Annotated in this window: 19 protein-coding genes; 17 read left to right on the top strand and 2 right to left on the bottom strand. The window is 38.1% G+C overall.

The window, feature by feature from the left end:
- Nucleotides 1-29 precede the first annotated feature (29 nt).
- Both ACYSNO_RS09725 and ACYSNO_RS09730 read right to left on the bottom strand, forming a co-directional pair.
- On the bottom strand, nt 30-1,778 hold the full coding sequence (locus ACYSNO_RS09725) for an ABC transporter ATP-binding protein (RefSeq protein WP_461730889.1): 1,749 nt from the start codon (nt 1,776-1,778) through the stop codon (nt 30-32).
- Nucleotides 1,779-3,491: an ABC transporter ATP-binding protein gene (locus ACYSNO_RS09730; protein WP_461730890.1), complete on the bottom strand. Its 1,713-nt coding sequence runs from the start codon at nt 3,489-3,491 to the stop codon at nt 1,779-1,781.
- Nucleotides 3,492-3,777: 286 nt separating this feature from the next.
- On the opposite strand from ACYSNO_RS09730, the gene ACYSNO_RS09735 reads away from it, so the two are divergent.
- From ACYSNO_RS09735 to ACYSNO_RS09815, 17 genes are all read left to right on the top strand, one after another.
- Entirely contained in the window at nt 3,778-4,923 is a 1,146-nt protein-coding gene (locus ACYSNO_RS09735; protein ID WP_461730891.1) for a 3D domain-containing protein, read from the top strand.
- A 387-nt stretch (nt 4,924-5,310) separates the two neighbouring features.
- The gene (locus ACYSNO_RS09740) at nt 5,311-6,141 is read left to right on the top strand and encodes a hypothetical protein (protein ID WP_461730892.1); all 831 of its coding nucleotides are present in this window, start codon (nt 5,311-5,313) and stop codon (nt 6,139-6,141) included.
- Between the two features lie 72 nt (nt 6,142-6,213).
- Complete coding sequence (locus ACYSNO_RS09745; protein WP_461730893.1) at nt 6,214-6,996, top strand: YveK family protein; 783 nt, start codon at nt 6,214-6,216, stop codon at nt 6,994-6,996.
- A gap of 12 nt (nt 6,997-7,008) precedes the next feature.
- A complete protein-coding gene (locus ACYSNO_RS09750) occupies nt 7,009-7,701 on the top strand; it encodes a CpsD/CapB family tyrosine-protein kinase (protein WP_461730894.1) in 693 nt (230 codons plus the stop codon).
- Nucleotides 7,702-8,040: 339 nt separating this feature from the next.
- Entirely contained in the window at nt 8,041-8,835 is a 795-nt protein-coding gene (locus ACYSNO_RS09755; protein ID WP_461730895.1) for a YveK family protein, read from the top strand.
- Nucleotides 8,836-8,847: 12 nt separating this feature from the next.
- Nucleotides 8,848-9,537 (top strand): CpsD/CapB family tyrosine-protein kinase, encoded by a 690-nt coding sequence (locus ACYSNO_RS09760; RefSeq protein ID WP_461730896.1) that lies wholly within the window; start codon nt 8,848-8,850, stop codon nt 9,535-9,537.
- A 34-nt stretch (nt 9,538-9,571) separates the two neighbouring features.
- Nucleotides 9,572-10,336 (top strand): tyrosine-protein phosphatase, encoded by a 765-nt coding sequence (locus tag ACYSNO_RS09765; RefSeq protein ID WP_461730897.1) that lies wholly within the window; start codon nt 9,572-9,574, stop codon nt 10,334-10,336.
- An 11-nt stretch (nt 10,337-10,347) separates the two neighbouring features.
- Nucleotides 10,348-12,177 carry a polysaccharide biosynthesis protein gene (locus tag ACYSNO_RS09770; RefSeq protein WP_461730898.1) on the top strand — a complete coding sequence of 610 codons (1,830 nt, stop codon included), beginning with the start codon at nt 10,348-10,350 and terminating at the stop codon, nt 12,175-12,177.
- The gene (locus ACYSNO_RS09775; protein WP_461730899.1) at nt 12,174-12,788 is read left to right on the top strand and encodes a sugar transferase; all 615 of its coding nucleotides are present in this window, start codon (nt 12,174-12,176) and stop codon (nt 12,786-12,788) included. The genes ACYSNO_RS09770 and ACYSNO_RS09775 overlap by 4 nt, the downstream gene beginning before the upstream one ends.
- Nucleotides 12,789-12,790: 2 nt before the next feature.
- Nucleotides 12,791-13,651, top strand: coding sequence for an NAD-dependent epimerase/dehydratase family protein (locus ACYSNO_RS09780; protein WP_461730900.1), 861 nt, complete (start codon nt 12,791-12,793; stop codon nt 13,649-13,651).
- Between the two features lie 3 nt (nt 13,652-13,654).
- Nucleotides 13,655-14,755: a glycosyltransferase family 4 protein gene (locus tag ACYSNO_RS09785; RefSeq protein WP_461730901.1), complete on the top strand. Its 1,101-nt coding sequence runs from the start codon at nt 13,655-13,657 to the stop codon at nt 14,753-14,755.
- Nucleotides 14,756-14,758: 3 nt separating this feature from the next.
- Nucleotides 14,759-16,078, top strand: a complete 1,320-nt coding sequence (locus ACYSNO_RS09790; RefSeq protein ID WP_461730902.1) for a nucleotide sugar dehydrogenase — start codon at nt 14,759-14,761, stop codon at nt 16,076-16,078.
- A gap of 15 nt (nt 16,079-16,093) precedes the next feature.
- Nucleotides 16,094-17,068: an SDR family oxidoreductase gene (locus tag ACYSNO_RS09795; RefSeq protein ID WP_461730903.1), complete on the top strand. Its 975-nt coding sequence runs from the start codon at nt 16,094-16,096 to the stop codon at nt 17,066-17,068.
- Between the two features lies 1 nt (nt 17,069).
- Nucleotides 17,070-18,194, top strand: coding sequence for a glycosyltransferase family 1 protein (locus ACYSNO_RS09800; RefSeq protein ID WP_461730904.1), 1,125 nt, complete (start codon nt 17,070-17,072; stop codon nt 18,192-18,194).
- Nucleotides 18,195-18,590: 396 nt separating this feature from the next.
- Nucleotides 18,591-19,442 carry a glycosyltransferase family 2 protein gene (locus tag ACYSNO_RS09805; protein WP_461730905.1) on the top strand — a complete coding sequence of 284 codons (852 nt, stop codon included), beginning with the start codon at nt 18,591-18,593 and terminating at the stop codon, nt 19,440-19,442.
- Nucleotides 19,443-20,662: 1,220 nt separating this feature from the next.
- Entirely contained in the window at nt 20,663-21,775 is a 1,113-nt protein-coding gene (locus ACYSNO_RS09810; RefSeq protein ID WP_461730906.1) for a glycosyltransferase, read from the top strand.
- An 11-nt stretch (nt 21,776-21,786) separates the two neighbouring features.
- Entirely contained in the window at nt 21,787-22,350 is a 564-nt protein-coding gene (locus tag ACYSNO_RS09815) for an acyltransferase (RefSeq protein ID WP_461730907.1), read from the top strand.
- The last annotated feature ends 156 nt before the right edge of the window (nt 22,351-22,506 follow it).

Consider the following 22,506-nt stretch of genomic DNA (forward strand, 5'->3'; position numbering starts at 1 on the left):
CAGGTGATCGTCCTTGTGCTCCTCTTTGACTATGCTTGAAATTGGGCATGGTACAAATCATGGTAGGTCCCCTCGGCCGCAAGCAAGCTTTCGTGCGTCCCCTGTTCAATGATTTGCCCTTGATCCATGACCAGGATGTGATCGGCCGCTTGAATGGTCGCCAAGCGATGCGCAATCACAAAACTTGTTTTGCCCGTCATTAAGGCTAAAAAGGCTTCTTGGATTTTCTTTTCCGTTAAGGGGTCCACGGAACTGGTCGCTTCATCTAAAATCAACATCGGCGGATTGGCAATCATCGTTCGGGCAATCGTTAAGAGTTGTCGTTGCCCTTCGGAAAGTTTGACGCCATAATGACCAATTTTCGTATCGAGCTGCTCAGGCAGGCCCTGAACGTATTCGAGCATTTCCGTTTTTTCGAGTGCTTCATAAATCCATTCGTCTGTTGCGTTTGGGCGACCATAGGTGAGGTTGTCTCTTAAGGAGGCATCAAATAGCCAAGTGTCTTGTAAAACCATCCCGAATTGTTGGCGCAACTGACTTCGCGGAATGGTTTGAATGTTGCGACCATCTAGAGTAATCGCCCCCGCTTGAATCTCATAAAAACGCATCAATAAGTTCACGAGAGTTGATTTTCCAGCACCGGTTTTTCCGACAATGGCGATGGTTTCCCCCGCCTTGGCAGTAAAACAAAAATCTGAAATTAGGGGGCGATCCTCCACGTAAGAAAAAGCCACGTCTTCAAAGGTAATTTCGCCTTTGATTGGCGCAAGTGCAATCGGCGCTTCGTTCGGTTCCATGGGTGAATCTAGGAGTTCAAAGGCCCGCGCCAACCCAGCAAAAGCCCCTTGGATTTGAGTCATTAACCCGGAAATCTCAATAAAAGGTTTTGAAAATTGGGTCGAATAAATGGTGAAACTTGCAATGATCCCAACAGTAACGCTCGAAGAACCGCTGAGAATCAGCGCCGCCCCGACAAACCCGACCGCCACATAGGCCAAGTGGTCGACAAAGCGTGAAACAGGATTCGTTAAAGAAGACGAAAACTGTGCGCGTTGGCCTTTGACATACAAGTCTTGGTTCATTGGTGCAAACTGCTTTTCGTTGGCTTCTTCTTGTTGAAAAGCTTTCACCAGACTCTGATTGCCAACGCGTTCATTAATAAAACCCGTCATCTCGCCTAAAATTTGTTGCTGCTGGCGAAAATCATCTTGAGAACGTTTGGCCACCCAATAACTAACAAAAAAGATAAAAGGGGTTGAAAGTAAGACTACCAAGGTCAGCAAGGGACTTAAACGCAGCATCAAGAAGAGCGCAAGTAAAATAACGGTGATTCCAGTAAAGAGTTGTTGGTAGACGGCCGCCACCGCCACCGACACTTGGTCCAGGTCGTTCGTGAAGCGGCTCATCAAACTTCCGTGCGGCGTTTGGTCGTAGGTTTGCAAAGGCAACTGATTCAAATGAGCGAAAGTATCCTGACGCAGCCGATTGACGCTTTGATAGGCTACGCGATTTCCCAAACGCTGAATGAGCCATTGACTCAAGGCAGTAACGACAATCACTCCAAAGAGACGGAGGAGGAGTTGTTGCAAAACAGGGAAATGCACTTGTCCGGCCCCAATTAGCTGGTCGATGCTTTGACCGATTAAAAAGGTTAAGTAGACCGAAGTCCCACCTGCTAAAATACCAAAAAACAGGGCAAAGACATTTTCCTTTAAGTAGGCAGTTAAATAAGGTAGAAAACGTTGAAACGTTTGCCAATCAATGGTTTTTTTACGCAATTAATTTGCCTCCCTTTGGGTCGTGACCATCGCCTGGTAATAAGCCGAAGTCTGTAACAAAGCTTCGTGCGTTCCAAGCGCCGTCATTCGCCCTTTTTCTAACACTAAAATTTGTTGCGCATCTTGAATCGAAGCCACCCGCTGAGAAATCAAGACCACCGTCATCGCTAAGCTTTTTAAGGCTTGTCGCAATAAGAAGTCGGTTTGATAATCAAGCGCGCTTAAGGAATCATCTAAGACGAGTATTTTCGGTTGCTTCATCAAAGCGCGCGCAATCGCCAAACGTTGAACCTGGCCGCCGGAAAAGTTCTTCCCGCCTTCGACAATCAAGGTATCCAATTGTTTGGGCAGCTGACGAACAAATTCGGAGCCTTGCGCCAGATCCAAGGCGCGCCAACACGCCTCGTCGCTAGCTTCAGCCAAGCCCCATTGTAAGTTTTCGCGAATCGTGCCACGTAGTAAAATCGATTTTTGCGGCACGTAGGCAATTTGTGCCCGTAAGGTGTCGAGGTCCCACGCTTTCACGTTTTGCCCGTCAATGCAAAGTTCGCCCTGACTGACATCGTAAAAACGCCCTAAAAGTTGAGTCAAGGTCGATTTTCCCGCGCCAGTTGGTCCGGTAATCCCTAAAACCTGTCCGGCAGGTACGTTGAAATTCAAGTCTTTTAACACGCGGCCGTAATTTTCGCCATAACGAAAAGCTACTTGATGAAAGGCAATTGCTCCTTGTAAGTCTCGTGGGGTTTGTGTCGTTTCCTTTTCGATGAGTGTCACAGGACAATCAAAAACTTCATTAATTCGACGAGCAGAAGCTTCAGAACGAGTAAAAATCACCACTAGGTTCGAAACGACAATTAAGGCTAGTAACATTTGGTTCATGTAATTCACCAAGGCCAAAATTTGCCCTTGTTGCAAACCGCCGAGTTCGACTTTCCACCCACCCAAGGCGAAAATCCCAAGAATTCCTAAATTCAAGAGAAAGGTCGTAAAGGGAGAAAGAATGGTCGAAAGCTGGGCAACACGTAAATAACTCCGAGTCAGGTCTTCACTTTGCTGGTCGAAGGTCTCGACTTCTTTTTTTTGCCGATCGAAGGCACGAATGATCCGCACCCCGCTTAAATTTTGGGCGACAAATTGATTCAGTTGATCCAATTGCTGTTGCACCACGCGATACATTGGCACGGAGGCACGAATTAAGAAAAATAAGAGCAAAGAAAAAAGAGGCAAGAGGATCAAAAAAATCAAACCGATTTGCCAATCGATGTAAAAAGACATGGCCAAAGCCCCAATACTTAAAAAAGGGGCGCGCACGACTAAACGAATCAACATGGCGAGGGCCAACTGCATTTGGTTGACGTCGTTGGTCATTCGGGTAATCAGCGTGTCTGCGCCAAAGTAATTCAGCTCATGGTGACTCAATTGATTGATTTTTTGTAATAATTGCTGGCGTAATTCCGTTCCCAATCCTTGGGAGGCGACGGAAGCATAGTACTGGCAGACAACCGCGCAGAGGAGGCCGGTAATTGAAAAGAAGACCATCCAGCCGGTCATTTCCCAGACCTTCCCCCAATTTTCTTGCAAGATGCCTTGATCGATTAATAGGGCCATTAATAAGGGAAGAATCAGTTCGAAAATGGCTTCAGAAAATTTAAAAACTGGACCTAAAATCATTTCCTTCCGATAATCTTTTGCGTATTTTAGTAAATGAATCATTCGTTCAACATCGCTCCTTTTCCATTTCCTACTATCATAACGAAAAAAGCAGCAAATGAAAAGAAATGAAAGAGATGTTACGCTTATGTAACGAATGTGACAGAAAAGAAAAAGCTTTCATTAAAGGGTTTGTCCTTATTGTTCAATAAAATACAAAGAAATGTGTAAAAAACAAGTCAGAATGTAACAAACTGTAAAAGAAATGCAACAAAGAAAGCGCCGAAATCAAGTATACTACCAAAAGAACATTCATTTTAGATTCGAATGGAAAGGTGTGACACGTCCTTTGAAGGGGAAAAAAATTATCGCACTGGGGTTACTCATGCTACAAATCCTAGCGCCAATCGCAGTTTCAGCAGATACCATGGATTCGCTGAATAAAGAAGAAGTGCGTTTACAACAAGAAAGCCAAGCGATCAGTCAAGAAGTACAGAACGCTTTAACCAAAGTCAATCAGACTTATCAAGCAGTCGAAAGCTTAAAAGGGGACATTGCAGAAAATGAAGCCCTATTAGTGACGACGCAAGAAGAAATCAAAACAACCGAAGAAGCAATCGAACGGCGCAAAGCCAATGTTGCAGAGCGTTTGCGTCACTTACAAGTCAATCGCGTCAACGAAAACAAATTGTTGAAGCTACTCGATTCTTCCAGCTTGCAAGAGTTAGTCAACGGCATTTACGCCATTACGATTTTACAAAACGCGGAAAAAGAAGTCGTAGAAGGTTTAGAAGCCGAAACCGAAAAATTAAAAAAACTAGAAACGACCGTGAGCGAAACGAAAACCAGCCTCGTCGCGAATCAAGCAGCGCTCGAAGAAGAAGCCAATACGCTCGATGTGCGCGTCAAAGATTTACAAGCGGAACTCGCGAATAACCAAACAGCGCTAAGTGCCGTTGCCAACAGTAAAGCCGTGGAATTGGCACGAATAGAAGCCGAAGAAGCGCGTAAAAAAGAAGCAGCCGCACAAAAGAAAGCGGAAGAAAAAGCGCAAGCAGAAGCAAAAAAACAAGAATCAACCAATCAGGGCCCATCGACCACGACACCTGAAACGTCGCAGCCGAGCCAGCCGAAACCAGAACAACCAAAACCAGAAACACCAAGCACACCCAACCCACCTGTGACAGAAAACCAGCCGTCAAGTGGCAAGAAAGTGCTTTACATGGAATCGACGGCCTACTCTTATAAAGAAGCTGGATCCAGTTTCTACACGGCAATGGGGATTGATTTACGTGAAAATCCACAAGTCGTAGCGGTCGATCCAAGTGTCATTCCATTAGGGACGATAGTCGAAGTTGAAGGTTATGGCGTGGCCATCGCAGCGGATACCGGTGGTGCAATCAAGGGCAACATTTTAGACGTCCACCTCACCAGCGTCGAAGCTTGTCATGCGTGGGGACGTAAATTCAACGTGAAAGTCACGATTTTAGATTAAGACTTTTCGCTAATAAAAGAAAAAACCGAACAATCAAACGAGCGAAAACCATCAAGGAGAAATCACTTGGTGGTTTTTTTGTTTAAAAAACAAGTGAACAATCGTGTGGAAATGAACATGGCGCCAATGCGCGAATCATGCAATAATTGAGTAATTAGCAAGGCCTTTTTTTATTGACTCTGCCAATTTTTTTTAAATATTCGTCGCTTTTTTTTAAAAATCGTTCGCAAAAAAGTCAAAAAAGCGAAAATTAGAATGAAAATACGATTGGATTTCAGCAAATATTCTTAGAAAAGTCATAAAAGGTTTGCTAAAAGAGGCATTTTTTATATAATGGAAACAGTCAGGAAAAAATCAATCGAATTTAGAGGAGGTCGTCATCGGATAATGAACAACAAGTGGATCAAAGGATTCAGTGTATTGCTTGTTGCAGTCTTCGCAATTGGCGTGAATATTTTTGGATATATGAAAATGAAAGACAGACAGCAAACGCAGCAGGTGGAACAAGCGGTACTAACCATTAATAGTCAAAAAAACCACTTAGAAACACTGCAAAAAAACATCAATCAAGCTTATGCAGATGCCAATCAGGATTTCTTAAGAAACAATCTGACGGCAGAAGATATCCGGAAAATGGAAAATGAACTCAATCGCTTGAAGGTAACGGCCGATGATTTTGCACTCGCACCAAAAGATTTACCGCAAGAAGTCGAACAATTAAGCCAAGCGAAAAGCGCCTTACAAAAAGACTTGCAAACAGTGAGTGAAAAAATGACACTACAAACCAAGGTCAAAGACTTCTTTACGAATGAAACCTTGGATTGGCAAATGGTCACCAATGATGTCGTCATCAAAAAAGAAACCACAGTGAAAAAAGTCAACGACCTGCGCGACAAGCTCAACCAACAACCTGCGAGTCCGTGGCAAGATCAGCTAAACGAATACCTCGATTTTGCGGCAGCCCAAGCAACCAGAATTGCAGAGCTAACAGCAGACTTGGATGAAATGTTGCAAGAAGGTGTCATTACCGAGGCGGCGACCTATGAACGTTACTTAGGATTGACCGAGAGTATCGCTCAAGTCCGCAACTTAGAAATGAAAGAAACTTTTCAAACACAAACCAATCAAATTAGTGAACAACTAGGCCTTGGAACGACCTATTATTCCAATCAAAATCCTACCACCGACCAAGCCTCCGAAGAAGAAATCGATAACTAAGGTCCGGTAGTGGCATCTGAAAAGTAGTTAGAAAATAATGATTCGTCATTCAAAAGAGAAAGTAGAGAAAACATGGAAGAAACAATTAGCTTAAAAGAAATTTTTGACATATTACGTAAGCATACAGCGACGATTCTAATGAGTACCTTCATTGGATTAGCCATGGCGGGTGTCCTGACCTTTTTTGTCATCACTCCACAATATAGCTCGCGTGCCCAGTTAATCGTCTCGATGCCACAATCAGAAACGAGCAACGTCAACGACATTAACTTTAATTTACAAATGTTAAATACTTATAAAGATATCATCTTACAAGGAGACGCCCAAGCAGAAGAAGTGCAACGTCGTTTAGAAGCCGATCAAGGCGTGAAAATGACCATGGGAGAAATCAAAGCGGCTTTACAAGTCGTGCAAGCGCAAAACTCGCAAATGTTCTCCATCCAAGCAACGGATGCCAAAGCAACCAATGCCGAAGCGATTGCTAATACAACCGCGGAAGTCTTCCAAGAAACGGTCAAAGACATCCTAACCAATGTCGAAGAAATTACCATCGTTTCACGTGCGGTTGCAAGCCCACGACCAATTTCACCGAACAATAAGTTAAATTTAGCCATTGGTCTAGTCTTAGGCATGATGATTGGTGTGGGTCTATCCTTCTTGTTCGAATTACTTGATCGCACCGTCAAAGACCAACGCTTTATCACAGAAACGCTTGAATTAACTGTTTTAGGTACCGTGCCACAAATGACTAGCAAAGAACTAAACGCAAAAGGCACACAAAAAATGATGAAACCAGCTGTACAAAAAAAGACAACGACTTCCGACTTGTCTCGCCGCAGCCGTTCGAAAGTATAGAAGGAGAAGCCGATGTCTAAAAAGAATCTCAAAGAATCACAAACAAAAGCGGTGGGATTAATTACCTTAACTGATCCAACGTCACCGATTTCCGAGCAATACCGGACCATCCGAACCAACATTCAATTTGCATCTTCCGTAGATCGTCGTTTGCAAACGATGGTTGTCACTTCTTCTGGACCAGGAGAAGGGAAATCCACGACGTCAGCCAACTTAGCGGTTGTCTTTGCAAAATCGGGTCAAAAAGTCTTACTCGTGGATGCAGATATGCGGAAACCAACCGTCTACAAAACCTTTCAATTAAATAATGCAAGAGGTTTAAGCACAACATTAAGTACCAATCAAGACGTCTTAGAAGTTTGTCAAACGACCGCGATTGAGAATCTCAGTGTTCTAACCAGTGGTCCTAAGCCACCGAATCCGTCTGAACTCTTAGGTTCCAAACGCATGAACCAAATCATTGCCGAATTACGTGCAGCATACGACATCATCATTTTTGATATGCCACCCGTGATTACCGTCACGGATGCTCAAATTATGGCTTCAAAAGTTGATGGCACTTTATTAGTTATTCGTGAAAATGTGACCAATAAAGAATCAGTCATCAAAGCTAAAGAAGCATTGACCTTGGTGAAGGCGCACATTTTAGGCACCGTTTATAATGGCGCAGCCCATGCAAAAGATCAAGGTTATTACTATTACTAAGCAATCACCAAAAAAACTGACAACCAGTCAGCTCTCTAAAAAATCTTCGCTCGAAATCAAAAGTTCGTGAAGCAATAAATGTCCTTTTATGACGCCATTTGTAGCAGAAAACGAGCATGGATATCGACTTTTAGTCGTGATATTATGAGTTTGATTAAAGTTTTTGTGAAAGATTCCTTTAACAAAAAATCCTGCTTGATCACTGGAGTGCATCCAGTGATTCGAAGCCGATCATTTGTGAAAGCATCTTTCTTTTCAAAAAACAAATCATGAATCACGATAAAAATGAATGCCTTCAAAGTAAAGTGGAAGCTTTCATGAAGAAAAGAGAGTAGATAAATGGAAGAGACAGTCAGTCTAAAAGAAATTTTTGGTGTGTTTCGCCGACACCTTGCCATCCTTTTGATGAGCACCTTCGTTGGCCTTGCACTTGCTGGTGGATGGACCTTTTATTTGGTGACACCACAATATCAGTCACGCGCACAGTTAATCGTTTCTTTACCCGCCTCTGAAACAGGCAATCTAAACGACATTAACTTTAACTTACAGATGTTAAATACCTACAAGGATATCATCTTACAAGGCGACGCCCAAGCAACAGAAGTGAAAGAACGTCTGGAAGAAAAACAGGGCCTCGTTCGAACGACGGGTGAGATTAAAGCCGCTTTGCAAGTCTTGCAGGCGCAAAACTCACAGCTATTTGCGATTCAAGCCACGGCAAACAATCCGCAAGAAGCAGCGTGGCTTGCCAATACCACTGCAGAAGTCTTTCAAGAGACCGTCAAGACCATCTTGATGAATGTGGAAGAGATTACCATCGTTTCTCGTGGCGTGGCCAATCCACGTCCGATTGCACCCAATCACCAATTAAACTTAGCGATTGGGCTTGTGCTGGGCTTGCTGTGTGGTGTTTTTCTGAGTTTCTTATTGGAACTCTTTGACCGAACCGTTAAAGATGAAAACTATGCATCCGATGTACTCGACTTGCCCCTTCTAGGCGTGGTTCCACAAATGTCAGCTAGAACGGCAAGTGTGAAAAAGACCCAAGAAATCTTACATCCGACCCCTGATAAAAAGAACCAGAAACCGAAGCGAACGAGGAAAAAAACACGTCAGCAACGGTCGAAAGTTTAAGGGGGAAAGAAGATGGCAAAAAAACAAAAACAAGCCCCAGCACCAGCAGTCGGCTTGATTACATTAACCGAACCAGAAGCGATGATTTCAGAACAATACCGTACGCTACGGACGAACTTACAATTTATCAAAAAAGAAGAGGCACCGTTGCAAACACTCGTGATTACTTCTGCCTTACCGGGAGAAGGCAAGTCAACCACTGCTGCCAATTTAGCGGTGGTACTTGCACAAGCCGGGCAAAAGACCTTATTGGTGGACGCCGATTTACGGAAGCCGACCTTTGCAACGATTTTTGGACTGCCTAGCATGCGTGGCTTAAGTACGAGTTTGGCTCAAGGAGATGCAGTCTTAGAAGCTTGTCAAACAACAGAAATTCCACAACTAAGCGTGCTAACAAGCGGTCCCAAACCACCCAATCCCTCGGAATTACTCGATTCCAAGCGGATGGAGGCAATCATCCAAGAATTAAAACAGGCCTTTGATGTCATTTTGTTTGACGTTCCACCAGTCATGGCGGTAACCGACGCCCAAATCATGGCTGCCAAAGCAGACGGCACCCTCCTGGTGATTCGTGAAAAAGTTGCGAACAAAGAAGCGTTGAAAAAAACCAAGAGTGCCTTAGCGCTCGTTGATGCAACCATTTTAGGCGCGGTTTACAATGGAACCACACAAACAGAAAAACAAGGATACTATTACGAATAGTTCGTACAAAAAATAAAAAAAGGAGTGAACCCCAATGATTGATTTACACTGTCATATTCTTCCCGGTCTCGACGACGGAGCAGAAAACATTGAAGCGAGCCTTGCCATGGCCGAATCTGCCATTCAACAAGGCATTACCCACCTCTTATGCACGCCTCACCATAATAACGGCCGCTACGAGAATGAAAAAGCAGCAATCATTGCAGCGGTTGACTCCCTTCAAACCACGCTTGACGAACGCCACCTCCCTTTGACCTTACTTGAAGGTCAAGAGGTGCGTGTCACAGGTGACCTCATCGAAGACCTCGAACAAGATCGTCTTTTATTTACCGACATCACCGATACGTATTTATTACTAGAGTTTCCAACGATGGATGTCCCAGCGTTTAGTGAAACTTTATTTTTTGAATTAAGGGGACGAGGAATCATTCCCGTCATCGTCCACCCAGAACGGAACGCGAAGTTCATGGAAGACCCGAATTTATTAGTGCCTTACCTGGAGATGGGATGTTTGGCCCAATTAACGGCACCGAGTATCGTGGGCGTTTTTGGTAAGAAAATTCAAAAAGCCGCCAAAATCATGGTCCGTCACAATCTCGTCCAGATGGTCGCATCTGATGCCCATGGCGTCAAGAAACGAGCCTTCTATTTAAAAGAAGCATATGCCGAAATCGAAAAAGAATTCGGCCAAGAAAAAGTGCAACAGATGCAACAAGTCGCCAAAGACCTCGTCAATGGCGATCCCGTTGACTATCCGGCGCATCAAGAAATGAAAAAGAAAAAATTTGGGTTGTTTTAGGGGGCGCAACAATGTTTGTTTTAACACGAAAACGAAAAATTGCGATTATTGTAGCAGTCGATCTCTTGATCTTGCTCTTCGCCAATTTTTCGGCTTATTTTTTTATGAAAGCTTTTATACCAATAGGGTTTCATTTTATGCAATCGTTCGTCTTCGCAACGACGGTTTCTTATTTTGTCTTCGGAAGTCTGTTTAAAGTCTTCACACGCATGAATCGCTACACCAATTTAAAAGAAATGATCGCCATCTTACTTTCAACCATCAGTATGTCCGTTACAACGATTGTATTTATTTGGTTGAGGTATGGAACTTTCAGTAAACGCATGATGACCTTCACCTTCTTGCTGACAACCTTACTGATTATTATGAGCCGTTTAACATGGCGTTTGTACATTGAACGAAAAAACGGTTGGTTAAAGGGCAAAGGAATCAAAGCGCAACGGACCTTAATTATTGGAGCTGGCGAAGGTGGACGCGTGCTCATGACGAGCATCTTGCGTTCACAAACCGCAGAAGAGATTCAAATTGTCGGACTTGTCGATGATGATCCCAATAAGCAACGCGTTTATATGGAAGGCATTCGCGTATTAGGTACGACGCAAGAGTTACCCGCTTTGATTAAAGCGCATCAAATTGAGATGGTGACGATTGCAATCCCTTCGCTACCGCAAGGGAAACTAAAAGAAATTGTTGAAAGTTTAAAGCCAACAAAAGTGAAAGTGAATACTATGCCTTCCATTGAAGAAATTGCTTCAGGGAAAATCAGCATCTCACGCTTGAAAAACATTGACGTGGTAGATTTACTCGGTCGCGAAGAAGTTCAGTTAGACATCGACCGCATCAAAGACCAATTAACCGATCAAGTCATCTTAGTGACTGGGGCAGGTGGATCGATTGGCTCTGAGATTTGTCGACAATTAATGCAATTCACGCCAAAAAAACTCTTGTTAGTTGGCCATGGAGAAAACTCGATTTACTTAATCGAGCGAGAACTAAGAAACACCTTTTCGAAAAAAAGCACCAAAATTATTCCAATTATTGCCGACGTCCAGGACCGAGCGCGCATGATGGAAATCATGCAAACATACCATCCGCAAATTGTCTATCATGCAGCCGCGCATAAACACGTGCCACTGATGGAAGCCAATCCAAGAGAATCGGTGAAAAACAATGTTTACGGCACGAAAAACGTTGCCGAAGCAGCCAAAGCAGCCGGTGTCGCTCAATTTGTCATGGTCTCAACCGACAAAGCCAATAACCCACCAAACGTCATGGGAGCGACCAAACGCATTGCAGAACTCATCGTCACCGGATTAAATGAACATAGCGCCACAAAATTTTCCGCGGTTCGTTTTGGAAATGTCTTAGGCTCAAGAGGCAGCGTCATTCCCGTTTTCCGGGAACAAATTGCCAAAGGCGGCCCGATTACCGTCACCGATTTTCGCATGACCCGTTACTTTATGACCATTCCAGAAGCCAGCCGCTTGGTCATTCAATCCGGCGCTTTAGCCAAAGGGGGCGAAATCTTCATCTTAGACATGGGCGAACCCGTGAAGATTGTTGATCTAGCAAAAAACATGATCCACCTCAGCGGTTATAGCGAAGAGGAAATCGGTATCGTCGAAAGCGGCATTCGCCCAGGTGAAAAACTATACGAAGAATTATTGCTAGATAGCGAACGAAATGACGAACAAGTCTTTGAAAAAATCTTTGTCGGCAATATCAAAGGACCGAAACTAGAAGAAGTCATGGCCTTCGTCAAACAATTACCAGAAGAAAATGAAGCATTAGCAAAAGAAGTGGTTGCGTATGCGAACCAAGGAAAGGATACGAAAGCATGAATTATTTAGCCATCAAACGAATCATTGATTTCGTATTAGCACTAATCGGATTAATTATTTTATCACCCGTTTTTTTAGTCTTAATTCTAGCAATTAAGCTAGATTCAAAAGGGCCTGTATTTTTCAAACAAAAACGCTTTGGAAAAGAGAAAGTCTTCTTCAATATCTTAAAATTTCGTACCATGCGGATTGATACTCCAAAAGATACACCGACTCACTTATTAACCAATCCAGACCAATGGATTACCAAGGTTGGGAAGTTTTTAAGAAAAACCAGTCTAGATGAACTGCCGCAAATCATTAATATTTTAACAGGTGAAATGAGTATCATTGGACCACGACCGGCTTTGTGGAATCAAGTCGACTTAATCGAAGAGCGAGAGAAATATGGTGCAAATGATATTCCTGTGGGACTTACCGGTTGGGCGCAAATCAATGGGAGAGATGAACTTCCAATTGAAGTAAAAGCAAAACTTGATGGTGAGTATGCTGAAAAAATTAGTTTCCCAATGGATGTAAAATGTTTCTTTGGTACGATTGTCTCTGTAGCGAAACACGATGGCGTTGTTGAAGGTGGGACAGGCGTTAAGAAGGATGAGGAGCGTGAATAATCATGAAAAAAATCCTTATTACTGGGAAAAATAGTTATATTGGAACAAGCTTTCAAAAATGGATGGCACAATACCCAGAAGCGTACCAAGTCGATGCGATTAGTGTTCGAGGAGAAGACTGGAAAGAGAAGGATTTTTCGGAGTATGATTCTATTTTACACCTTGCGGGTATTGCCCATGTCTCACGCAATCCCAAAATGGAAGAATTATATTATCAAGTGAATCGTGATTTAACAATCGAAATTGCCATGAAAGCGAAAGCAGAAGGGGTAAAACAATTTGTTTTTATGAGTAGTATCATTGTTTACGGAGAGAGTACAGCGAGTCAAAGGGTTATCACAGCTGAAACCATCCCAAACCCAAGTAATTTTTATGGTAAGAGTAAACTCGAGGCAGAAGAAGGAATCCAGCTTTTAGAGACACAAGAGTTTAAAGTTGCAATTGTTCGTCCTCCAATGATTTATGGGAAAGATTCAAAAGGGAATTATCCAAAACTTGCCAAATTAGCTCGATACACACCGGTTTTCCCTGACTACCCAAATCAGAGAAGTATGTTGCATATTGATAATTTATGTGAGTTCCTGAAACAATTAATTGCAGCACAAGAATCAGGTTTGTATTTTCCTCAAAATAGAGAATATGTTAAGACGAGTGAATTGGTGCGTGAAATTGGAGCTGTTTATGGGAAGAAAATTTATTTGTTTAAATTTCTAAATCCAATCATCAGACTTTTAATTAAGCAATCGATAGTGAATAAGATTTTTGGGAATTTGGTGTATGAAACTACAATGAGTAAGTATAAACATAATATCTATCAAGTTCGAGATTTTAAAAACTCTATCCAGTGTACTGAGGGAGTTTAATAGATGAAAAAGAAAATACTATTTTTGGTAAATCATGATATCGTTATTTATAATTTCAGAAAAGAAATTGTAATAAACCTATTAGAAAAAGGATATGAGGTAATTATTTCGTCTCCAAATGGTGAAAGAATTAGTTACTTGAAAGAAATGGGATGTATTCATGTGCCAATAACAATCGAGAGGCACGGTACAAATCCAATCACTGATTTTCGATTGATTTTGGAATATTCAAAACTAATTAAAAATATTAAACCTGATATAATATTAACTTTTACTATTAAACCGAATATTTATGGAGGAATTGCAGCCAAAAGATTTCATGTTCCTTATATTGCTAATATTACTGGATTGGGACAAGGAATACAGAAAGAAGGTATTACACAAAAATTAATAACGTTGTTGTATAGAAAGTCTTTCTCAAAAGTAAATAAAGTTTTTTTTCAAAATACAGAAAACATGAATTTTTTCTCTAAGCACAATATTGCATCGGGTAGATATCAGTTGCTTCCTGGTTCAGGAGTAAATTTAGAAGAATTTCAAATTCAAGAGTACCCTACTGGTGAAACTATTCATTTTGCTTACATATCTCGAATAATGGAGCAAAAAGGGATAAATGAATATTTATCTGCAATCAAAATAGTAAAAGAAAAATATCCATTGACTCAGTTCCATGTATGTGGTTTTTGTGAGGAGGAATACGAAGAACAGTTAAAAAAACTTCATGAAGAAGGAGAGATAATTTATCATGGAATGATAACCAATGTGAAAGAGATTTACTCTTTTATTCATTGTCTAGTACACCCATCTTATCATGAAGGCATGTCGAATGTTATACTGGAAGCATCTGCATCCGGGGTACCCACAATAGCTTCAGACATTCCAGGATGTCGTGAGGCCGTTGTTAATGATATTACAGGGTATACTTTTGAAGTTAAGAATGCAGAAAAACTAGCAGAACGAATACTCCATTTTATCGAGTTACCATACGATAAGAGGAAAAGAATGGGAATTTCAGCTAGAGAAAAAATGAAGAATGAATTTGACCGTCAAATTGTTGTTGATAAATATTTAGAAGTGATACAGAAAACATTAGGGGATGTGTGATTAATGCTCTTATATGAAAAAATTAAAAATAGAGAAGTGAAAATATCTTTAGTGGGTTTGGGTTATGTAGGTATGCCGATTGCGGTAGCCTTTGCGAAAAAAGTGGACGTTATTGGATTCGATATCAGCAAAGAAAAAATTAGTCAGTATATTCAAGGGATTGACCCAACCAAAGAAGTTGGCGATGAAGTTATCCAAAATACAACTGTAGAATTCACTTCTAGTGAGGAAAAGTTAAAAGAGGCGAAATTTCATATTGTTGCCGTGCCGACACCAGTAAAACCGGATCATACTCCTGATCTGACACCACTCCAATCAGCTAGCCGTACAGTAGGACGTAATTTAACCAAAGGAACAATCGTTGTGTTTGAATCAACTGTTTATCCTGGAGTAACAGAGGAAGTCTGTATCCCGATTCTTGAGAAGGAGTCTGGACTAATTCATGGGGTTGATTTCAAAGTTGGCTACTCACCGGAACGTATCAATCCAGGCGATAAAGTGCATCGCTTAGAAACGATTGTCAAGGTAGTTGCTGGCATGGATGAGGAATCATTAGAAACAATTGCTAAAGTGTATGAACTTGTAGTGGATGCAGGGGTATATCGTGCGGAGTCAATCAAAGTAGCAGAAGCGGCAAAGGTAATTGAAAATTCTCAACGCGATATTAATATTGCGTTTATGAATGAATTATCAATTATTTTTAATCGTCTAGGAATAGACACAAAAGCTGTATTAGAGGCTGCGGGAACAAAATGGAACTTTTTAAACTTTTCTCCAGGTCTGGTCGGTGGACATTGTATCGGCGTTGATCCCTATTATTTAACATACAAAGCTGAGCAAGTGGGTTATCATTCACAAATTATTCTATCTGGCCGTCGAGTGAATGACGATATGGGGAAATATGTTGTAGAAAACCTCGTTAAAAATTTAATTAAAGCGGATGTCCCAGTAAAAAATGCAAAAGTAGCGATTTTAGGCTTTACGTTTAAAGAAAACTGTCCTGATACAAGAAATACACGTGTGATTGATATTGTCAAAGAGCTAAAAGAATATGGTATCACACCTATGATCGCTGATCCAGAAGCAGATATTGAGGAAGCGAAAGAAGAATATGGGATTGAGTTTAGTACCCTGGAAGATGTGAAAGAGATGGATGCCATAGTAGTTGCAGTAGGGCATGATCAGTTCTTAAAATTAAATCAAACAGACTTTAATCAAATGTTTAAACAATCAAGTAACAAAGAAAAAGTATTAGTTGATATTAAAGGGCTTCTAAATAGAAAAGAGTACGAAACAGCAGGATACCAATACTGGCGTTTATAAGAAAGAAGGAAAAAAATGGGATACAAAGAGATTGAATTTGATAAAGACAGTGTGTTTCTTGTAACTGGTGGTGCAGGTTTTGTAGGTTCAAATTTATGTGAGGCATTGCTAGATAAGGGCTACCAAGTCCGTTGTTTGGATGATCTATCAACAGGTTTGAAACAAAATGTTGACGAATTTATTGGAAATGATCATTACACTTTTATTGAAGGGGATATTCGTGATTTAGATACTTGCTTAAATGCTTGCGAGGGTGTCGATTATGTTTTGCATCAAGCAGCTTGGGGAAGTGTGCCAAGAAGTATTAAAATGCCTTTGTTGTACGAAGATATTAATATTCGCGGTACCTTGAATATGATGGAAGCTGCGAAGGAAAAGGGTGTGAAGAAATTTGTGTATGCGTCAAGTTCTTCTGTGTATGGTGATGAGCCAACATTGCCTAAAAAAGAGGGGAGAGAAGGGAACGTCCTCTCTCCATATGCTCTAACTAAAAAAGTAGCTGAAGAATATGGCAAACTGTATGCTAAATTATATGGGCTAGATACATATGGATTGCGCTATTTTAATGTCTTTGGGAGAAGGCAAAATCCAGAAGGTGCTTATGCGGCCGTGTTACCTAAGTTTATTAAACAACTTATAAATGATGAACAACCAACGATTAATGGCGATGGCAAGCAGAGTCGCGACTTTACATACATTGATAATGTAATTGAAGCAAATTTAAGAGCGTGCCAAGCATCTTCTGAGTACGCGGGAGAAGCATTTAACATAGCTTTTGGTGGAAGAGAATACTTGATTGATATTTATTATAATCTATGTAGTGCATTGGGTAAGGAGATTGACCCGGCATTTGGGCCTGATCGTGCAGGTGATATTAAGCACAGTAATGCGGACATTAGTAAAGCAAAAGAAATGTTAGGTTATAATCCTGAATGGTCTTTTGAAAAGGGAATCAATGAAGCGATAGAATGGTATAAGGGGAATTTGTAAAATGTCTGAGCCTATAAGAATACTTCATGTTTTTGGGGAAATGAATCGTGGTGGCGCAGAAACGATGATTATGAATATTTATCGGAATATTGATAGAAGTAAGATTCAGTTTGATTTCGTGGTGCATACTGATGAAGAATGTGCGTTCGATAAGGAAATAGAAGAATTAGGTGGAACGATATATCGAGTTCCTAGATACACTGGTAAGAATCATGGGAAGTATAAAAAAGCTTGGTTGAATTTTTTTGAGATTAATTCAAATCATCAAATCATTCATGGACATATACGTAGTACGGCGGCAATATATTTAAAAATAGCAAAAAAATATAGGCTGAAAACAATAATTCATAGCCACAGTACAGCATCAGGAACAGGTTTTTCTGCTATGGTAAAGGATTTGTATCAATATCCAATTAGATTTATTGCTGAGAATTTTTTGGCTTGTTCCACTGATGCTGGACGATGGTTATTTGGTAAAAAAAAAATAGAACAATGTCAGTTTTGCATTATTAGAAATGCAATAGAAAGTGATAAATTTCGCTATAATGAATCATTGAGAGATTACATGAGAAAAGAATTTCAAATAGATAATAAATTTGTAATAGGGCACGTAGGACGCTTTGTTCATGCCAAAAACCATACTTTTTTAATTGAAATATTTAAAGAAATCAGTGATATTAATTCATCTGCAGTTTTATTGTTAGTAGGAGAAGGAGAGGAAAAAAAGAATATTGAAAAAAAAGTAAGAGATTTAGGATTAACATCTAGAGTTATATTTACAGGTGTTAGAGATGACATACCTAATATCTTGCAAGCATTGGATGTATTTTTATTTCCATCACTATTTGAAGGGTTGGGGCTAGCTGTTATTGAAGCCCAGGCAAGTGGACTACCAAGTATAATATCAGATAATATTCCTTTAGAAGTTGAAATTACAAACCTTGTTAAATTTATTTCATTGAAGGCAGAAAAAACTGCGTGGGCAAAAGAAGTGTTAGCTTTTGATAATTATCATAAGGATAGAGGAAAAGTAGATAACAAAGAACATTTTAAAAATAGCGGCTATGAGTTAGAAGATACTGTAAGTTTTATTGAAGAATATTATTACAGTTTATTGCTAAAATAGCAATGGGGAAATAACACAATCAAGGTAGTTATTCACAATGATAAAGGATTATATGTCTTTATTGTATTGTAAATAGCAGTATTAATATCGATTACTGAATATGATTGGTTCGATATGTTTAAATAGAGGTTAAAGGGGTTTCCTTGAAAGGTGTTCATTAATTAATAACTGAGTCCTTTTTATTGGAAAGGAAAAGTTAATATAGTTTCAAACTGGTTCTTTCTTTTTTTTATATAAATCAAAATTTATAAAAAAATATATACCGAAGTGTCTATATATATATTGCGATGTAGATAGTAAGAATAAAATTCTTTAGATGAATAGAGCTTTAAATTTTTTGTCATAGTGATTCAATAAAAGAAAGTGAAAACTAGTAGATACATAAGGAGGATGAATATGTCGAGAAAAAATTATGAAGAAGATATAAAGGTAACTATCATTATGTCAGTATTTAACAATGAATTGTATCTAGAAGATGCTATAAAAAGTGTGTTAAACCAATCATATTCTAATTTTGAGTTTTTAATAACAGATGATGCATCTTCAGACCGTAGCAGATATATATTGGAAAAGTATAAAAGAAAAGATAAGCGAATAAAGTTATTTTTTAATCATAAAAATCTAGGTTTGACAAAAAATTTAAATAATATGATAGATATAGCTCAAGGAGAACTGATTGCTCGTATGGATGGTGACGATATTTGTTTTCTTGATCGGTTAAAAAAACAAGTTGATATCCTTAAAAAGGAAGATGTAGATATCGTATTTTCTGGCACTATGTTAATCGATCATGAAGGAAAAGAATTATGTGAAGGGTGGAGACCAAAAAAACTAAAAAAAATATTAAAAATAATTGAAATTCATAATTACATACCGCATCCGACTGTTATGATGAAAAAAGATATAATGATAAAAAATAAGTATAATGAAAATTACATAACTGGGCAAGATAAAGAATTATGGGGTAGATTAGTAGAAGATAAATATATTTTCCATTATATAAAAGAACCATTATTATATTATCGGATAAATCCGAACAGTGTGAGAGTGAAAAGAAAGAAATCTAATGATTATAGACTTGCAAGTATATATATTTCAAATAGACATAAATTACTAGTCTTTTCAACATTTAACAAATTAAGTTTAAGAGAAAAAGTATTAATTTCATGTAAATTATTATTACCATACCAATCAATATATTTGGTAGAATTTATTCTATTAAAATACAGGCAAGTGAATAAAATATGATTAATTATTTTATTATATATATATATATATTTATTAATTTTTATTTCCCAACAATTTTCAACCTACCTATAGATGCATTGATTAATTTATTGTTAATTTTGATTATGTATTCGGAAAAAACTGTAAATACTCATATTAGAATTAACAAAAAATATCTATCCTTTTTCTTAGTCTTTACATTATTAATAGGTGTTAATGGACTGTTAAACTTAACATTTTACTATACATATCAATTAATTAGAAATAGTCTCTTTGTTTTGGTGACAGCGACACTGTTTAAAAAAATTTGTATAGATAAAATATTTAGAACTCTATATTTTGGTTTATGGTTAAATAATATTATTATTATTTTGCAAATGCTTGATGTAAAAATAATAGAACGATTGCTTTTTAATATTCACTATTATTTCGGTATCACAAATAGAATGGATTATAGAATGAATGGGATAGCGGATGGTCCCCTAAAAGCTGGTCTTATTACAGTATATTTAACGTACTATACTTTATTTTACTTAAATAATAAAAAAATAAAATTGATTCTTACCATATTATTATTTTTGTTCTCAGTGATACAGTCCAGGACTGCAGTGATACTAATTGCAGTGATAATCATCATATACTTATTAAGCAAAGTATCGTTGGAAGATTTTAGTATAAGAAAACTAGGGTCGATAATAAGCTCGATTGTAATACTCGGAGTAACGGTGAATATATCAATTAGATTTTTAATACAGAATCTACCAAACTTTTTTAATACAATTAATTGGCAAATTAGAGAAATTACAAATATAAGTGAATCAAAAACAATGAATATACTAACAAATGATGGTATTGCTGAGGTATCGAGATATTTTAACAAAGAGTCTTTGTTTTACAATTTATTGGGAAATGGAGAGACTAACTGGAGAGGAGTAGAATCAATTCGAACTGATAATGGTTACTTTACCTTATTAATAGGAATTGGAATAGTAGGATTATTAATATTGATGATATTTTATCTAACTCTTTTTTTTGATTTGTTAAAAGAAAGTAATATGAAAGAGATATTGTATATTGGAAATTTGTTAGTGCTATTCATTATCTTATTTTTAATGAATTATAAGAGTACTAGCTTTATGGGATACCATTATTTTAATCTATTTATTACTTCATATTTTTTGTTGTGTTATAAATACAATATATTGAAGAGAGTATCGTGTTAGAAAAACAGGAGAAATGATATGAAAAACAAGAAAAAAATTTTATTTTATATGTATAATCTATCTGGCGGTGGAGCAGAAAGAACAATCGTTAATATAATTAATCATATGGATCGAAACTCTTTCTCCATAATATTGGTTTTGGGTACCGAAAAAAATAACGATTATCTTCACTTAGTAAATAAAGATATAAAAATTATTAACTTGAAAAAAAATAAAAGAAGAGAAACAGTGATAGGATTAAAAAAAGTAATTCTTGAAGAAGTACCGGATTTATTATTTAGTACTCTAAATAATAACAACATAATTCTTATTTTATCAAAGATTTTAACCTTTAAAAAAATACCACTAATAATAAGAGAAACCAATAATCGAACAGAAGCAGGCAGTGTATCTAGGATTAACAAATTAACTACTTATTTTCTATACAACTTTTTTTCTACTAAAATTATAGCGTTATCTAAAGGTGTACAGAATGATTTGATAGAAAATTTTAAAATTAAACAAAAAAAAATTGATGTGATTTATAACCCTATAAATTTAAGCCATATTGATAAATTGAAAAAAGAAAAAATAGAAGAAACTTATCGGTTTGGAACAGAGAAGATTATTATTGGGATAGGAAGATTAGCAGAGCAAAAAGATTTTGATACATTAATTAAAGCTTTTGCCAAAGTAACCGAAATTACTTCTTCGAAATTATTAATTTTAGGAAAAGGCCCAGAAGAGCCAAAATTAAAATTATTGTGTAAAAACCTAGGAATCGAGGATAAGGTATTATTTCTAGGATTTAAAAATAATCCATATAAGTATATACATGATTCTGATGTATTCGTTTTGAGTTCTAAATGGGAAGGTTTTGGTCATGTAATTGTTGAGGCGATGGCTAGCGGAACGCCTGTAATTGCAACTGATTGTAAATCAGGCCCCGCAGAAATTCTAGAAGACAATAAATATGGAGTTCTTATTCCTGTTTCTAACCACAATATACTAGCTGAGAAGCTGATACTTCTTCTGGAAAATCAAGAGTTATTAAATAAATATATAGAATTAGGCGCTATTAGAAAGGAAAAGTATGATGTACAAAAAATTACATCTCAGTACGAACAAGTTTTTTTAAGTTTAATAAACTAGGAGGCACAATTTTGAAGTTTTTTTTGAGATTAATATATTATAAGTTAATGTCTTTTATTATAAGTAGTGAACGGTATGCCCAAACATATGCTGTTGAAATTGTAAAAAATAAAGGAGCGAAGGTTGGAAAACAATGTAGATTTTATTCTACTAAATTTTCATCAGAACCTTACTTAATTGAAATTGGTAATCATGTAACCCTAGCAGAAGGTGTGAAGTTGATAACACATGATGGAGGAATGTGGGTGCTAAGAGGAATAGATTCAAAGTACGAAAATGCTAATATCGTTGGTAAAATTAAAATCGGGAATAATGTTTTTGTGGGGGTAGATTCGATAATTCTCCCTGGAGTTAGTATAGGAGATAATACAACAATCGCAGCAGGAAGTGTTGTTACAAAAAGTTTTAGTGGAAATGTGGTTATAGGAGGAGTTCCAGCACGAGTAATTAAATCATTAGATTCATATATTGAGTCGAGTCTCAGTTATATAGTGAATACAAAGGGATTAAATAGTCATGAAAAGAAGAGATTTATTTTAGAAGATATTGATAAAGAAAAATATCGAACTAGGTAGAATTCAAATTTTTTATTAGGATAATGGGCAATTATTTTAGTATAGTAGTTAGGAAAAAATATATAAATGCAATGTCTATTATTTTAATAAAGTATCCTGATTATTCTAGAATATTCTATGTAGAAGCTAGTCGAGGTGCATGAATTAAGAACAAGA

Source organism: Enterococcus sp. LJL98 (assembly GCF_054871745.1).